The 742-nt window shown below is 52.6% G+C and carries 2 protein-coding genes; both read right to left on the bottom strand.

Features of this window, described 5'->3' with window-relative positions; translation table 11 throughout:
- Positions 1-61 precede the first annotated feature (61 nt).
- On the bottom strand, positions 62-394 hold the full coding sequence (locus tag AD928_RS00060; protein ID WP_062247298.1) for a type II toxin-antitoxin system HicB family antitoxin: 333 nt from the start codon (positions 392-394) through the stop codon (positions 62-64).
- Positions 391-645 (bottom strand): type II toxin-antitoxin system HicA family toxin, encoded by a 255-nt coding sequence (locus AD928_RS14180; protein WP_082779648.1) that lies wholly within the window; start codon positions 643-645, stop codon positions 391-393. The genes AD928_RS00060 and AD928_RS14180 overlap by 4 nt, the downstream gene beginning before the upstream one ends.
- Positions 646-742 lie beyond the last annotated feature (97 nt).

Raw genomic sequence — 742 nt, 5'->3', positions numbered from 1 at the left:
TCATTCAGCGCAGAAAACGCTCTAGATAACGACTGCGGTAGGGGGAGAGCGAACGCTAAAGCTACGCTTCAACCTGAGTCAGCGCATCCTGCACCAGTCGATTGAGGCTGACGCCACGGGCTGCAGCAATCTCTGCAGCCCGTGCATGGATTTCTTCAGGCAGTCGGACCACAAAGCGGCCAGAGTAGTGCTTGACCGGATCAATGCCTTTTTCAGCGCACATCTCCAGAAAGACACAAAGCGAGGCCTCACCTTCCTGCTGCAGGCCGCTCACGCTATCTGCATAGAAATCAGCCCCTCCGTTCAGTCCCAGAAACTCTCCCCGGAACATGCCGATTTCAGGGTCAAACAGGATGACAGCCCGATGACCGCCAATTTCCATCATGTTATTCATGGCGTTACTCCATTCTGCTCAAGCCATTTTCTGACAGAAGCTACGGCTCCTTTGTCGGTGTCTGGTTTGGGATGAGGTCGGTGGAAGACCTTGATCTCTCCAAACAGGAACACACCGATGCGTGAGCCTTCTCGCTCTGACACCTCCGCGCCCAGAGAAACGAAAAGAGCTTCAATGTCCGACCAGGGCACGTTGCCTGAGACGGGCCGTTTGAAGATTAACTCCAGCGTTCGGCGGTGCTTGGCTTTCATAAAATATTGGTACTATATTTTAGTATCAATTTCAAGTTTGATCAGTATGGATGCCCTGGGGGAGGGCTACTACTAGAGCGTTTTCTGCGCTGAATGA

The organism is Acetobacter cerevisiae (genome assembly GCF_001580535.1).
In the GTDB taxonomy this organism is placed as follows: Bacteria; Pseudomonadota; Alphaproteobacteria; order Acetobacterales; family Acetobacteraceae; genus Acetobacter; species Acetobacter cerevisiae.
This window is presented reverse-complemented; position numbering and strand designations above follow the sequence as displayed.